Annotated in this window: 16 protein-coding genes and 1 riboswitch; of the genes, 1 reads left to right on the top strand and 15 read right to left on the bottom strand. The window is 58.3% G+C overall.

Annotation, left to right across the window (positions count from 1 at the left end; translation table 11 throughout):
• Window positions 1-61 precede the first annotated feature (61 nt).
• Window positions 62-889: a hypothetical protein gene (locus tag ACQAYK_RS11000; RefSeq protein WP_483167592.1), complete on the top strand. Its 828-nt coding sequence runs from the start codon at window positions 62-64 to the stop codon at window positions 887-889.
• 231 nt (window positions 890-1120) lie between these two features.
• Here the strand turns inward: ACQAYK_RS11000 and ACQAYK_RS10995 are convergent, their stop codons facing one another.
• The 15 genes from ACQAYK_RS10995 to ACQAYK_RS10925 form a co-directional block, all read right to left on the bottom strand.
• Window positions 1121-1576, bottom strand: a complete 456-nt coding sequence (locus ACQAYK_RS10995; RefSeq protein WP_483167591.1) for a host attachment protein — start codon at window positions 1574-1576, stop codon at window positions 1121-1123.
• Window positions 1577-1612: 36 nt separating this feature from the next.
• Entirely contained in the window at window positions 1613-1816 is a 204-nt protein-coding gene (locus tag ACQAYK_RS10990; protein ID WP_215873088.1) for a hypothetical protein, read from the bottom strand.
• Between the two features lie 10 nt (window positions 1817-1826).
• The gene (locus tag ACQAYK_RS10985; protein WP_215873087.1) at window positions 1827-2021 is read right to left on the bottom strand and encodes a hypothetical protein; all 195 of its coding nucleotides are present in this window, start codon (window positions 2019-2021) and stop codon (window positions 1827-1829) included.
• 80 nt (window positions 2022-2101) lie between these two features.
• Window positions 2102-2689 carry a histidine phosphatase family protein gene (locus ACQAYK_RS10980; RefSeq protein WP_215873086.1) on the bottom strand — a complete coding sequence of 196 codons (588 nt, stop codon included), beginning with the start codon at window positions 2687-2689 and terminating at the stop codon, window positions 2102-2104.
• On the bottom strand, window positions 2686-3942 hold the full coding sequence (locus ACQAYK_RS10975; protein ID WP_215873085.1) for an SAM-dependent methyltransferase: 1257 nt from the start codon (window positions 3940-3942) through the stop codon (window positions 2686-2688). The genes ACQAYK_RS10980 and ACQAYK_RS10975 overlap by 4 nt, the downstream gene beginning before the upstream one ends.
• 103 nt (window positions 3943-4045) lie before the next feature.
• Window positions 4046-4441 carry a HEAT repeat domain-containing protein gene (locus ACQAYK_RS10970; protein ID WP_483167590.1) on the bottom strand — a complete coding sequence of 132 codons (396 nt, stop codon included), beginning with the start codon at window positions 4439-4441 and terminating at the stop codon, window positions 4046-4048.
• A complete protein-coding gene (locus tag ACQAYK_RS10965; RefSeq protein ID WP_483167589.1) occupies window positions 4441-4755 on the bottom strand; it encodes a DUF190 domain-containing protein in 315 nt (104 codons plus the stop codon). Before ACQAYK_RS10965 ends, ACQAYK_RS10970 begins: the two co-directional genes overlap by 1 nt.
• A gap of 10 nt (window positions 4756-4765) precedes the next feature.
• On the bottom strand, window positions 4766-5143 hold the full coding sequence (gene crcB / locus ACQAYK_RS10960; protein ID WP_483167588.1) for a fluoride efflux transporter CrcB: 378 nt from the start codon (window positions 5141-5143) through the stop codon (window positions 4766-4768).
• Between the two features lie 18 nt (window positions 5144-5161).
• On the bottom strand, window positions 5162-7120 hold the full coding sequence (locus ACQAYK_RS10955; RefSeq protein WP_483167587.1) for a proton-conducting transporter transmembrane domain-containing protein: 1959 nt from the start codon (window positions 7118-7120) through the stop codon (window positions 5162-5164).
• Window positions 7110-7901, bottom strand: a complete 792-nt coding sequence (locus tag ACQAYK_RS10950) for an NADH-quinone oxidoreductase subunit B family protein (protein ID WP_215873080.1) — start codon at window positions 7899-7901, stop codon at window positions 7110-7112. The genes ACQAYK_RS10955 and ACQAYK_RS10950 overlap by 11 nt, the downstream gene beginning before the upstream one ends.
• 9 nt (window positions 7902-7910) lie before the next feature.
• Window positions 7911-9407 carry a hydrogenase large subunit gene (locus ACQAYK_RS10945; RefSeq protein WP_226827836.1) on the bottom strand — a complete coding sequence of 499 codons (1497 nt, stop codon included), beginning with the start codon at window positions 9405-9407 and terminating at the stop codon, window positions 7911-7913.
• Entirely contained in the window at window positions 9404-10867 is a 1464-nt protein-coding gene (locus ACQAYK_RS10940; protein WP_483167586.1) for a proton-conducting transporter transmembrane domain-containing protein, read from the bottom strand. Before ACQAYK_RS10940 ends, ACQAYK_RS10945 begins: the two co-directional genes overlap by 4 nt.
• A 2-nt stretch (window positions 10868-10869) precedes the next feature.
• Window positions 10870-11550, bottom strand: coding sequence for a hydrogenase (locus tag ACQAYK_RS10935; protein ID WP_483167585.1), 681 nt, complete (start codon window positions 11548-11550; stop codon window positions 10870-10872).
• Between the two features lie 9 nt (window positions 11551-11559).
• Window positions 11560-12498: a respiratory chain complex I subunit 1 family protein gene (locus ACQAYK_RS10930; protein ID WP_483167584.1), complete on the bottom strand. Its 939-nt coding sequence runs from the start codon at window positions 12496-12498 to the stop codon at window positions 11560-11562.
• Window positions 12499-12549: 51 nt separating this feature from the next.
• Window positions 12550-12611: riboswitch (Fluoride riboswitch) on the bottom strand.
• Between the two features lie 330 nt (window positions 12612-12941).
• A complete protein-coding gene (locus ACQAYK_RS10925) occupies window positions 12942-14141 on the bottom strand; it encodes a mannosyltransferase family protein (RefSeq protein WP_483167583.1) in 1200 nt (399 codons plus the stop codon).
• Window positions 14142-14190: the final 49 nt, after the last annotated feature.

Here is a 14190-nt window from a genome sequence, read left to right as displayed (position 1 = left end):
TCTTCTGTCTCTGGGAGAGAAGTTTATGTCAACCCTGCGGTAAGGTTATTGTCAGGAAAATGTGAGCGCCGACCAATATCCAGATAATAGGAAGGTCTATGTGATGATTAGTATTATCAGGTTATTTTTTGCTACCGTTATTGTGTTCTTTTTCATCTCTCCTGTGGCGTATGGTGGGAACAATTCTGAAATGGAGAAAGAGCTTGTCGTATATCTCAAAAAAATTCAAAAGTTGTCTACCGATTATCGCCAGGATGGGCTGCTAGAAAAAGAAAACCAAGCTTTTCGAAAAAAGCTTCTTGATTCTGTCAAAATGCCTTCATCACTTTCTTCTAAATATACCGAATTAAAAAAATTCATGTACATTTCAACCTCGAAAGATGGAGAGGTCCGCGCCTATACTTGGGATACGGAACTGGGCGGTACAATGCACTTTTTTGATACAGTTTATCAGTTTATGGGAAAAAACGGAAAAATTTACACGGAAAGTGAGGAGAGGGGAAAAAATGATCCTGGCGGAATTGTGACGGGAATTTTTGATGTCAATACTGAGAAGGGGAAAGTCTATCTGCTTCGGTCGACAGCAATCCTGGGCTCCAGTCTCGATTATGAGTCCATAAGGGTGGTTGAAATCGCAGAAAATTCGCTCCAAGACAAAAAACTGATTAAGACAGAGTCAGGTCTAACAAGCTCCATCGGATTTGAATATGACTTTTTCTCTATAGATGATAGCGGTGAGAGGCCGATAAGGCTTATCAAGTATGACACTGCAACAAAAACAATAAAAATCCCAGTGGTGGTCAGCAGTCAGAAGTTCCCATATGGGAGGGTTACCGATAGGTTTATCAGTTATAAGTTTAATGGCACCTTTTTCGTGAGGCAAGGTTAAAGGCATGGTTAAAGGCAGGCTATCCGCAAGCTGTTTCTGACCGAGCGGTAAAAGCGCAGGTATGCAGGTATTCGGACGGTAGAAAGACGGAACCGATCACCGCTCACTACAGGGCGCTGCCAAATGCGTGCGATCGTCCCAGTACTGGCGGCACTGCCGTGTTACCCGCAGTGGACATTCTGGCCAACGATTCCGCTTTTGCTAACAGCACCGTGGGGCGTACCGACGTCCCTAGGGTTTTTCCTGATGCTCGTTGATATGCCGCAGCAGCTCCTCGGCGCTGGCATGGGTGTAGTCTTTGGCGACGCTGAGTGTCAGGGTTGCCTGACTGGGATGATCCAGCGCCTCGCGCAGCAGGCCGAGAAACTCGGGTGAGGCAACCAGAATCAGCGCCTCGAATGCACCCTGCTTGCGTTCCTCGTTGAGGAAGCTGCCCAGCTCGGCGGCAAAATCCTGCTTTTCATTTTCCTTGGGGCTGCTCTGGGGTTCGATGGCCGGGCGAGCGCCGTGGGCGAAGCTTTGCTGACTGCGACCAGCGGCGCTGTCGGCGATCAGATCCGCAGCGTGTTTGCGGCTGTCCTCGTGGCTCCAGGCGCGCAAATATTCCGGCATCTGCAACGAAGTATGTCGCTGGTAGAGTTTGGCGCTGCTGCCATTGGCCACCAGGATCCAGGTTTTGGCTCCCATATTTTTTCCCTTTGTGTATCCGCTACTCTCTCATCCTTACCGCAAGTCCTCTGGTTCGTCATACTCATAACGAGGTGTTCCGCCTGCGCTGGGCACGGGATCGGGCAACAATTTCCGTAGTTCCGCACCCGCGGCGCCAACGATTTTCGCATTCTTGTCCAGTTGCGCCGCAATTTCCTGCGCTTCTTCCATGCTCATTTCCAGAGTGGTACTCTCTGCATCTTCACGAATGATCTTCATACGGGCCTCCTCAATCAAACACGCCTTTCGGTTGCTGGAAATGGTCGTCGATACGGTAGTCCTGCTCACCAAGCAAATAGACCATATCCAGCGGGACGGCGGAAAACTGCTCGGCATTTTTGATGATCGGCTCGACGATCTTGTTGAGGTCTTTCTTGGCAAATTCGATACGCAAGGTATCGGAGGGAGATTCTACCAATTTCATGGGCAATGCCTCCTTTCTGTCTGACACAAGATAAGTGTAGTACAGCGTGTCCGGAACTGTGTTCGTGGATTGACGCTATCTCAGGCTAGTCGTTGGTTCCACAAGACGATGGCCGGGCTGGTATGCTCCCAGCCCAGTCGGGAGATGCTCGCGGCATCCAGATGTAAATGGTCGCCAAATTCCAGACCCAGCCCCAGCCAGCAACAGGCAAGGGCGCGCAGAATGTGGCCGTGGGCAAAGCATAGGACATGTTCGTGTCCTGCATCCTCCCAATCCTGGAGCAGCTGCCGGCAGCGCTCCTGCACCTGCTCGCCGTTCTCGCCCTCGGGTGCACCGCAGCGAAAGATGGTCCAGTCGGGATTTTCCTGATGGATTTCCGGGGTAGTTTTGCCCTCGTAGCGGCCGTAGCGCCACTCGTACAGGGCCTCGTGGGCCTCTGGCGCGAAGCCGGCGAGCACGGCGGTGTGCCGCGCCCGTCGCAGCGGACTGGTGTAGATTCCATCGAAATGGTGTTCCCCCTCGGCAAAGTGGGTCCACAGAGCCTTTGCCTGTTCCCGCCCTTCCTCGGTGAGATCGATATCCGTGCTGGAGGTGTGTTGCCCGCTTTTCGACCATTCCGTCTCCCCATGCCGGACCATGGTGATGGAGCGGATCTTTTCGTGCTTCATAGATCCCCCCACTCCGGCTCGGCCAGACGGAAGGGGTCGTTGTCGACATATTGGTAGCGTCGCTCCCAGGGGCGCGGGGTCAGTTCCTCGCCACTCTGTTTGACCGCCAGCACCTGGTGCAGGGCCGACCAGTTGCGCCAGAAGCCGTAGGCGCAGCCGGCCATGTAGATGGCCCAGATGCGGTAACGGGTCTCGCCGACCATGGCAATGGCTTCTTCCTTGTGTGCCTCCAGGCGCCGGACCCAGTGGATGAGGGTCTGGGCGTAATGCGGGCGCAAGTTTTCGACATCCAGTACTTCGAGATTGGCTCCGGCCATGTCCCGTACCACCCGCCATAAATGGGGAATTTCGCCATCGGGAAAGACGTATTTGTCGATGAAGTCACTACCGGAGTGATGACCACCCTCGTCATCCTGACTGGCGGCGGTGATGCCGTGATTCATGACCCAGCCGCCTTCCTTCAGCACCCGCTGGATGACGTCGAAATATTCGGGGAGTTTGGCGCGCCCCACATGTTCAAACATGCCGATGGAACTGACCTTGTCGAAGTATTCCCGTTCGGGAATGTCCCGATAGTCTTGCAGGCGGATCTCGACTTTGTCGGCCAGGCCCTCGCGCTCCATCCGCTCCTTGGCCAAGGCATACTGCTCTTCGCTCAGGGTCACGCCCACGCCCTGTATGCCATAATGGCGTGCCGCCCAGCTCAGCAGCCCGCCCCAGCCGCAGCCGATGTCGAGAAGTCTCTCGCCCGGCTGCAAATGTAGCTTGCGACAGATGTGGTCGAGTTTTTGCTCCTGGGCGGTGTCGATGTCTTCTTCGCCGGTTTTGAAGTAGCCGCAGGAGTAGACCATGTTGCGGTCGAGCCAGAGTTGATAGAAGTCGTTGGAGACATCGTAGTGATAGTGGATGGCCTCTTGGTCCTTGCTCTTGCTGTGCAGGGCCTTGCGAATGAGGCCGGTTTTTGAAGACTTTTTCTTGGGGAAGGCATTGCTCAGGCCCTCGGCCACGGCAAGGATATCCTGATAGCGTCCCTCCAGATCCAACTCGCCTTGCACATAGGCCTCCCCCAACACATCCAGGGTGCTCCCCACGAGCAGGCTGGTGATGATTTTGGCGGATTTGAGCCGCATGGTGACGATGGGCTCGTCGGCAAAATCGTAGCTGTGATCGTCCCAGAAAATGATCCGTAGCGGTAGCGGATGGCCGTTGAGGCCATTTTTGACATGGTCAAGAAAGTTTTTACGTAGATCCACTCGCTTCTCCTTGTATCAAAATTTCCGAAAATCTAGCGGGTGACGCATCGTATGCGCCTTATCAGTATAGGGAAGGCTGCGCGTTTTTGCCGTGTTGGAACGACTATGCTGCTGAGCCTCCTTTGTTTTGCGTGCTCTGGGCCGCTTCCCGCACACTGTGCGCGGGATGCTTTTCGAGCAGTGAAAGTGCCTGCAACTTTTCCGCGCCGTTGGGCAAGCGGGTGATGGCCTCTACCACCGCCAGACCCTGTACCACATCCACGTCGGACTGCAGGGCACACTCGGCGAGGGGGACGGCGGCCTCTGCCCGACCCTGATTCTGCAGGCTGAGGATGGCGCCCATGCGCACCTCGGAGTGCGGATTGCGCAGCGCCCAGACCAGGCGATCAAAATAGGGGGTGTTGCGCTCCCACGCCTCGATGTCCCGCCCGCAAGCCGGGCAGATCTGGCTGCCGACGGGAATTTCCGCGTAGCAGAGTGGGCAGTAGTGGTGGTTCACTAGCAGCCACACTCCGCTTCCCAGCGCAGGATGTGGTTGGCGGGCACCAGCTCTTGCAGGCGCGGCATGACCGCATCCACGGTCTCCGGCTCGTCGAAAAATTCCAGAACCAAGGGGAGATGCACATTCAGTCGCAGCACGTCATCGGCATGGACCGTACCCTTGCTGCCAAAGCCGGCAATGCCCCGGAAGGCCGTTACGCCATGGACCTTGTATTGGTCATGCAGCATGCGAAAAATCTCTTCCATGAGATTGTGCCCGTCGTGTTTGTCACCCTCTTTGATGTACACGCGTACTACCGATACCGTCGTCATGCTTCACCTCTCAGATGCTGCGCGAAATCCAGGCACCGGCAAAGGCCGCCGCCACACATAAAAACAGGGAAGAGAACATATACAGCAACGCCTTCACCGGTTCGCCATTTTCGAAGAGCACCAACGTCTCCAGCGAAAAAGTGGAAAACGTGGTATAGGCCCCTAGGCCGCCGGTGAGCATGCCGGTGCGCAACTCGGGGCTCAGGGAAATGCGCTCCAAGGTTTCGAAAAACAGGAATCCCATGATGAAACATCCCATCACATTGATGCTGAGGGTGGCCCAGGGAAAGTTTCGGCCAAACACGGTCTGCACCAGTAGCGACTGTCCATAGCGGGCCCAGGCGCCAAGAATGGCAAAAAGCGCTATGAACCCAAACGTGGCGAACATCTATTTTTCTCCTTGTCCTCAAACATAAAAAACACTGGCAAAAATCACCAAAAGCAAGAGACCGATATATGCTAAGTAGGCATTCAATGAGCCATTTTGCAGGGCGAGTCCGATGCGGTCTGCCAAAATCTGTGTCAGCCTCACCACGGGACGAAAGAGCCACGGCCCAAAAAATGGTGCCTCGCTGTAATTAAAATGCAGCTCGCGCACAAAATATTCCCGCCCGCGATGTTGCCGCTGCAGATCGTTCGTAGGCCGATACACGAAGCTGTAGAACACCCGCAGGGCATTGGCGAAGGCAAGCGCCGTGACGGCATTTTGCGCCGGTACTTGACGCAGGCCGTGGGCCCAGACCGGTACCCGTCGCCGGCCTTGTCGCAAATGGCCCCAAACGATGAGACCTACGGGTAGCAAGGCAAAGAGCAGCCCCACCAGCAAGAGCAAGGGCGGCGAAATGAAGGCAAAGTGAAAGCGTAGCGGAATGAGAATTGGCCCTTGGGTCATGGCCTGGACGGCCTGGGGGTCAGCTGGCCAATGGGCAAAGCGCAGCCAGTGCAGGCTCCAGGGCAGGACCACGGCATAGAGCAGAACGAGAAGACCCAACAGGAGGACGGGCCAGGTGCCGCCAGGACGCCGACGCGCCCCCCCACCGCCCAAGAGTCCGACACCAAAGACCTTGATCATGGTCGCCAGGGCGATGGCGGCGGTCAGCGCCAGTCCGGCTCCGCCCAGGGCAAGGGCAATCCGTGCGGCGGTATTGTGTAAATGGAAGTCCTGAAAGACGGTCTGAAAGAGATACCACTCGCCGGCAAAACCAGCGGTGGGGGGCATGGCGGCCAGACTCATGGCCCCCAGTACCGCCCCGAGACCCAGTGTCCAGGGGGCCAGGGCCAGTATCCGGCTTTGTGCGATCTGATAGTCATCCTTGACGTCGGCAGCACGATCGGCAGACAGCATCATGCTGCCCTTGGCGAGGCTATGGCCCCCCAGGTGAATCAGGCCTACGGTCCAGGCCAGGGTGCTCAGTGCGACAAAGCCCTCGGCGCGAAAGAGCGAGGCAGCACCCAGCGCCACCACGGCCAGGCCAGCATTCTCTGCCGTCGAAAAGGAGAGCAGACGACGCCAATCATCCTGCTGAAAGGCGTAGAGAATAGCGAGGATGGACGATACGGTACCGACGGCGACGAGCAGGATGCCCGTGCTGGTGGCTGAGCCGATGGGCAGCCAGTCGAGGATGGCCCGTCCCAGGGCAAAAAATGCCACATTCAACACGATACCGGAAAGCAGGGCTCCGGAAGCGCCGGTGCCGCTGCCGTAGGCTCCCGGATACCATTCGTAAAAGGGCAGCAGGCCCAGTTTCGCGCCAAAACCAATGATAAAGAGCACGGCGATGCCGAAGGCAGTATTGGGGTACTGCGCCCAGCTTGCGGCCCAAGTGGAAAACTGCGTATCGCTGGCACCAAGCAGCAGCACGCAGAGCAGCAGGGCTACCGCCCCGATTTCCAGCAAGGCCAGCATGTAGAGATTGGCCAGCCCCGAACGTTCCACGGCCTCGCCGCGATCCGCCAGCAACAGAATGGCTCCGCCAAAGCTGAGGAATTCCCAGGCGATTAAAAAGGCGATGCCTTCCTGCAGCCCGGCTACGCCGAGACTGCCCAGCAAGGCAACTGCGGCGCCGGCATACCACAGATGCGGGCGGCGCGCCCGGCAAGGCGAAAGAAAGGCCGCAACGGCTGCCAGCGCCCCAAAAAAGAGCAGCCAGGCCGCCGCCGGTTGCAGCATCCAGCGCACCTGCTTTGCGCTCAAGGACCAGAGCACTGCCGCTTGCTGAGACTGGGGTAAGGCTAGGGCACTGCCCACCACAATGGCAATGCTGCCGGCCAGCACCGTCAGCCGTGCCAGAACCGACAGACGCAGCAGCCCCAAGGGAATCGTCAGCAGAAGGAACAGAACGGCGATGGCGAAACTAGTCAACATAATGACCTCCTTCCACCCACTGTGGCTGCCGCTCCAGGAGCAGGAGCAGGGCATGGATGAGGGCCGCCGGATTGGGCGGGCAGCCAGGCAACCAGACGTCCACTGACAGCACGCCGTCCAGACCATGCCCGCCGGCATAGCCAGCATCCATGGGTGCCCCGGAGACCGCACAGGTGCCGACGGCAAGTACCATGCGAGGCTCCGGCATGGCCTCCCAGGTGGCCAGCAGGGGGTCACGCATGGGGGCGGTCACCGGTCCGGTTACCAGCAGCAGATCGGCAAAGCGGGGTGAGGGGGTGAAGAAGATCCCCAGGCGATGCAGGTTATAAAAAGGATTGTCGAGGGCGCTGATTTCCGACTCACAGCCATTGCAGGAGCCGGCATCCACGTGCTTGATGTGCAGGCTGCGCCGCAGGCTGCGCGCGACTTTTTTTTGCAAGTCCTTGGCGGCAGGGCTGTTTAGCGCCGCCTGCCAGTGCAGGTCCTGGCGCTCACGCACGGCAAAGGCCCAGTCCCCCGAGGGCAGCATCGCCTCCTCTGGGCAAGCCTCGACACAGGCCTGGCAGACGATGCAGCGCCCGTAATCCACGCCCATGCCGTCGCCTTCGCGGTGAATGGCCGCCGTTGGGCAGGCATCGGCGCAGGACTGACAGTCCGACGCGCAGCGCTCGGGTTGCCAGCGGGGCATCCCCAGCACTCCCTCCTGACCGTCTGGCCCACGGGCTGGCCATTGGGTGCTGGCAACACCGTTCTTGATTCCTGTCCAGGTCCAGAATGGCATCTCGTCCCCCTAGCGATCGCAACCAGCAATGGTCAAACCAAAACTGGCCTCATTGATGGCATAGTCCATCAGGTTGGTGTCGTGTACGGTGAGGGGAAAGACCCGCCAGTTGGAAAACGATGGCGACTTGATCTTCACCCGCTGTAGTTTCCCCGCACGGATACGCACGGCATACAACAGGGAACCGCGCGGGCTTTCTGCCCAACCAAGCCCCGCCTGCTCGCCGTCGGGGATGGCGAAGTCGGCGCGCACCGGCCCCGGTTTGAGGCGGCCTGATGCCTGCACGATCAGTGCCAACGCCTCACGCAACGATTCGGCGCGTACCTCGGCACGGGCCATGGCATCGCCTTTTTCGCGCACCGGCACGTTGAAGCGCAGTTTGGGGTAGGCCGCATAGGGATGATCACGGCGCAGATCTCGATCGAGACCGGAGGCGCGCGCTACCGGGCCGGTCGCTCCCTGATCGAAGGCGGCTTGCTTGGGCAGCACCCCCGTACCCATGAGGCGATCGAGGTGAGTGGCAGTATCGTGAAGGTCTTGCAGATAGGCATCGGCTTCGTAAATGAAGCTCTCCAGATTGCCGGCCAGATGCTCGGCAGCGAGATCGCGGCGCAATCCGCCTACGCAGAGCAGCCCACGCAGGAAACGGGAGCCGGTGAGCTTGCCGTTCAGCTGTTTGACCCGCTCTTCGAGAAGCAGACCGGTGGCCGAGCCGACTTTGAGCGTCGTGGTTTTGGCGAGCAGCCCGAAGAAATGGAGATGGTTGTAAAGACGCTCGAGCTCCACGATGATCACCCGCAGCAACTGTGCCCGCCACGGCACTTCGATGCCCCAGGCTGCCTCGACAGCCTGGCAGTAGGCCAAGGCATGGCAGGCGCTGCCCACGCCAGATACGCGCTCGGCGAGGAACACGGCCGACTCCGCGGACATGCCCTGAAAGCGCTTTTCCAGGCCCCGATGCTTGTAAAAGAGGCGCGGGTGATAATGGAGGATCGCTTCGCCGATGTACGAGAAATGAAATTCTCCCGTCTCCACGAAATCCGCCCGCACCGGCCCCCAATAGAGGTCCTGCACCTGATCGTTGGCAACCTCGGGCATGGTTGGGGGGGCATAGGCGCCGGCGATGCTTTCACCGCTGTATTGCGGGCCAAGGGGGGCTGCGGCGAGCTGGTAGCCCTCGTGAATCACCAAGGGATAGGGTTCGGGGTGGTCCAGGAACTCCACTCCACCCAGTTCCTGCATCTCCCGCTCGTACCAGCCGAGCAGCGGGACCAGCTTCGCCAGGGAAGGGATCTGTCGTGAGGCACGCAGCTCCAAGAGTAGAAACTGTGGGTTCTCCGGACGGCTGAGCAGATAGCGCAAGACACAGACATCGTCCTCTTCCCAGTCATGCCAGGCCATGAGGAAGCGCATGCCTTGCTGCAGACAGTCCTGCGCACGGCTTTCGAGGGCGTCAGCCGTGATCTCGTGGACTTCGAGTTGAGGGTTGAAGGGAGACGTACTCATGGCGCCACCGCAAAGGCATGTTGAAAGAAGTTCCAGAGGCCATCGGGCCACCACAGGCCAAGCACCAGTATGGGCACGAAGGCCAGCAGCATGGGCAGGATGTTCCACAACGATAACTTGAGGGTCGGTTCCTTGCCGGATTCTGGCTCTGGTCCCCAGATCATGCGCCGAAAGTGATTCAGGAAGGCGGTAAAGATCAGGATCAGCAACACTGCCATCACCCATACGGCCCAAGGGTTAGCGCTCAGGATGCCGCCACGCAGAATGGTGATCTCCGACAAAAAGAGACCAAAGGGCGGCGCCCCGGTAATCGCCACTGCCCCCAGCAGCCAGACGCCGCCGGAAAAGGGATAGTAACGCAGAACCCGGCGCATCTGGCTCATCGACTTGGTTTCGTAAGCGCGCATCATGTTGCCGGCACCGAAGAACATGAGGGATTTGGTCAGTGAGTGGTTGATCATGTGGTACATGGCCCCGGCGAAGGCGATCGGCCCGCCAAAGCCAAAGCCCATGGCCAACACGCCCATGTGCTCCAGGGAGGAATAGGCGAACATGCGCTTGGCGCCATCCTGGCGCACGATGAAGAGCCCTGCTACTGCCAGAGAGATGACCCCCAGTACCAGCAGCGCCGTGTGGCCCATAAGGCTGTATCCCCCGGCGTCGACGATGGAAAGGAAACGATAAATGCCGAGCAGGGCAATATTGAGCAGCGCGCCAGAAAGCATCGCCGAGCCGGGGGCCGGACCTTCGCTGTGGGCATCGGGCAGCCAGGTATGCATCGGCGCGAGACCCACTTTCGTTCCAAAACCGACGAGGGTGAGCAGAAACGAGAAAAACAGCAGCGCTTCTGGCACCTTTGGAGCCGTCAGGCGCAGGTTCTCCCAGGTGAGGGCATAGGTAGGTCCGAGGGTAAAGGTCCCGCCCCAATAAAAGAGGATGATACCGAGCAGGGCCAGGGCCAGACCCGCGGAGACCACGATCAGATATTTCCAGGCCGCCTCGATGCACTCCGCTTCGCGTTCGAAACCCACCAGAAAGGCGCTGACGATGGTCGTGAAATCGATGGCGATCCAGAAAATGCCCGGGTTGTTCATCAATGGCGCGATCAGCATGGTCAGGGCGAAACCTGCCTGCAGCGCGTAAAATTTGTGCAGACGCGGCCTTTCCTCCGGTAGCAGGCGCATGTAGCCGATGGCGTAGATCGAGGCCAGGAGATAGACGACGCCAACGCAGAAGAGCACCCAGGCCCCCAGTGGCGTGATGAGGATATACTGCTTGGCGGTGACTACGGCGTGATTCGGGGCGGCGACCAGAATTGTCAGGGTCAGGCCGAATACCACCAGGGCGCTGGCCAGATTGAGGAACTCTCCCCAGGCAGGACGGCGAATGGCGAGCATGGCAACAATTGCCAGCGATGGCACGATCCACAAGGCGGCGATCAGGGCGTTGAAGTTGACCATGCTCAGCCCACCAGTTTCTGCAGGCCGCGGCTGCTGGTGGTCCCGGCGTGACTCTGCAGGAAGCGGACCAGCATGCCAAAGGCCATGACGATAGTGACCAGATCGAAAATAATGACCAGCTCCAGCAGTGCCGGCATGCCAGGAACAATGATCTGTGAGCCGAGGAAGATACCATTTTCGATGACCAGCAGACCGAGGATGTGGCTGATGGCCTCGGAGCGCAGAATCATCATCAAAAAGCCGATCAATTTCAGGCTGAACATGCAGGTGAGTGCCAGTACCGCGATGTTGTCGGTGAGATGCAGGGAAACGCCCAGCTTCCGCGCCACCTCATAAGAAAAAATCACCAAAGCTGCCCCCAAGAGCATGCTCGACGAGGGCTTGAGCAAGGGCGTGAATTCGCGATTGATGTGCAGGCGCTTCACCAGGCGCAAGACCAGATAGGGCAGGAGGCTGCCGCGAAAGAGCGCCGACAGGACAGCGATGATGTAGAGCTCCGGGTAGTGCCCGTAATAGCCGATGGAGGCCGAGATAGCGGCGATCACCCAGGACTCGGCGGCAAAGGCATAGACATGATTTTTCAGCCAGTGCGAACCGAGCATCACGAAAGACAGCACCAGGGCGAGGATGGCGAGCAGGCTGAACAGCGACGTTGCCAGGGGGCCCAGATGGAAGATCAGCATGGCAGGCTCCTAGAGTTGGTCCGCCACAATGGCGAGTACGGCAAAGAGAAAGGACAGGGCCAGCGGCTCCTGATAGCGATAGAAACGCAGGCGCGACTGCACCGTATCCACCATCACCATGAACAGCCCCACGGCAGCATATTTCGCCAGGATGACCAGCAGGGCCAGCAGTACCGAGCCAAAATCCCCGCTGACCGACAGGCCCCACGGGAAGAGGAAGACATTCAGAAAGATGGTGTAGAGAATGAACTGCTTCATCCAGCTCGCCCACTTCAGTAGCGCCAGTAGCGGCCCGGAGTATTCCAGTATCCGCGCTTCGTCGATCATGTAGATTTCATAGGGGATGGTGGAATGGATGGGTAGACGGTCGGTTTCAACCGTCAGCAGGATGATGAAGGCGAGGACCAGAAAGATGTGGGCCGGACTCCAGTACGCTACTGGGTTCTGTGCCAGCAGGTGATTGGCGACAAAGGGCAGCATCGAATGATCGAGAAAGGTGATGCCGACAAAGACCAGGATCAACGTCGGCTCCGCCAGAATGCCCAGCATCACGGCCCGGCTCGATCCCAGGCCGCCAAAGGGCTGGCCAGTGTCGAGCCCGGCGAGCAAGATGAAAAAGCTCCCCAAGGTCAGGATCAGACCACCGCCGAGGATGTCTCCCATATCGGAAAGGGGCAGGGGGAAATTGGTCAGCACCGGGATGAGCATGGGCACGATCATCATCGCCACGAAAGCCACCACCGGCGCCCAGAAAAAGACCCAGGTCGCCGTTTCCGGCACCAACTGCGTTTTGTGGAAAAGCTTCCAGAGATCCCGATAGGGCTGGAAGATGGATGGACCCTGGCCGCGCTGGACCTTCTCTTCCATCTTGGCGATGAATCCGTGCAGGAGAGGCGAGAGCAACAGGACCGTCAAGACCTGCGCCACCTGCAAGACAATATCCTTCAATGAGCACCTCCCCCTGCCTACAAAAGACAATCTACCACCCCTTTTTGCGGGGATGTGGTAGAAGTCATTAGCCACGGGGGCGGTTCGAGGCGGACTTCATCGCCTTTTTTTATAAGCTAGGCGAGAGCAGAAGATTTGTCAATTTCGCGGTAGCTTTGGCTTGTATGCCACTGTAAAGCTGCTGCGTGCTCGTCAGCCTGTCTATTGTCATATAGAAATAATATATGGCAAACGTAGGTAAGTGTCGTACTGGAATTCGAATCTTGCCAAAGAACCCACAATCAAGCCACGAGCACGATGAACATCTCGCTCCCGGAAACGCTAAAGTCCTTTGTGGACGAACAGCGCAGTCAGCAAGGCTATGGCAGGAGCAGGCCAACCGGAATGTGGACGCGGCTGTCCCCTAGATCAGTCTGAAGGATATTCGGAGCCCTCATCCCTTCTCAAAACGCCCAATGACCAGAAGCGAAAAAAGCAGACTGCAAAAAGAGCGCAGCGGCACTGAGGGCCAGGGCAACGTAGCCCCAGCGAGGACGCCATTGCCAGAGCTGGCCACCGAGTAAAAAGAGCGGCAAATTCAGATACAAGAGCCGGTAGGTGGAGACAGGTCCCTGGGAGGCCCCCTGAAACCACAGGTAGGCGCCCACCAGCACCAGCGCAATCCAGGCCCAGGCCCAGGCGCGGCGCCAGACGAAGTAGAGCAGTGCAAGCAGATTGCCGGCGAGGACGACCACATTCATCAAAAAATATACCGAACGCGCCGGATTGAGGGCGGTGACTTCCCCTGCCAGTGCCTGCCAGAGAGGTGTGTAGTCGGCGCCAGAGAAGGGGTACAGGTGAACAATGTTGGTGAGCTTTTGCAGCGGCGATAGTTCACCCAGGTACGAAGCGTGGCCATGGATGAAGGCGAGTGGCGCAGAAAAAGTCACATACTGATATACGATGAAGGCTATGAGCCCGCTGCTGGCAAACAACCCCAGGAGCACTGACCCCCCCAAGCTCCGCCAGGACCGTTCTTGCCAACGCTGCCAGGCCAATATCGACCAAAGGGCAAAGGCAAAGAACACCATCAGCGGGCCGCTGGCGCTGCCCAGGCCCAGCCAGAAGGCAGTCAGAGCTGGTCTTTCCCTGTGCCAGGTAAGCAGTGCCAGGAGTGCCAGAACATTCATCAGGCCCGTGGGATAATCGCTGGCAAAGAAAAAGGCCGCCGGAGAGAGGGCGTAGAACCAGGTGGCAGCATTGGCTGCAGGCTCTTCCAGATTCTCGCGGGCGAAGCGATGGAAGAGGAAGATCGACAGGACTCCGCTTCCCGCCGCCAGCCAAATGCCGATATTGGCCAGCGCGAAAAAGGGCAGGATCTTGCCCAGCAGCGCCAGGATCAGGGAGTACAGGGGGAAAAACACGATGTTCTGCCCGGCCGGCGAGCCCGGCACATATTGGTATCCGTGCTGCGCAATATCCAGGTACCACTTGGCATCCCAGTTGACGAGGCTCGCTGCCAGCGGCCCGGGCACCGGATCGAGACCGCGGCTGAAAAAATAATAGCCGCAGAACACCCCGAACCAGATCAGCAAAGCGGTGACGAAGTTGACGCGTAAACGGGGAAGGAGGTCGCGATAGGTCGAGAGCTTCGGGATCTTCATCCGGATGTACAGGCTTTCTCGGCTTCCAGCATGGGAAAGTATGCGACTA

Source organism: Acidithiobacillus sp. AC3, assembly GCF_050261095.1.
Classification (GTDB): Bacteria; Pseudomonadota; Gammaproteobacteria; order Acidithiobacillales; family Acidithiobacillaceae; genus Igneacidithiobacillus; species Igneacidithiobacillus copahuensis.
This window is presented reverse-complemented; position numbering and strand designations above follow the sequence as displayed.